The 203-nt window shown below is 36.0% G+C and carries 1 protein-coding gene; it reads left to right on the top strand.

Annotated features, from left to right (window positions below; genetic code table 11):
* Positions 1-203 (top strand): helix-turn-helix domain-containing protein (locus CXF74_RS00105; RefSeq protein ID WP_198552735.1); only part of this gene is annotated, 203 nt, incomplete at both ends.

Genomic DNA, 203 nt, shown 5'->3' with positions numbered 1-203 from the left:
ACTTATTTTCATACTTATCAAATTTGTCAGTATATTAAAGATACTTGGGCTATCTGCGACTCTGTTTCAGGGCTGAATAAATGGCTTCACCAACATCACTTTAGTTATAAGCAACCTAAAGGTGTGCCTCATAAATGTGACCTTGAAAAACAAGCCATTTTTGTTGCTCAATATGAGGCTCTAAAGCGTGAATTAGCTGAAGA

Source organism: Psychromonas sp. Urea-02u-13 (assembly GCF_002835995.1).
Lineage (GTDB): Bacteria > Pseudomonadota > Gammaproteobacteria > Enterobacterales > Psychromonadaceae > Psychromonas.
The sequence above is the reverse complement of the archived record's forward strand: the minus strand, read 5'-3'. Positions and strand labels throughout refer to the sequence as shown.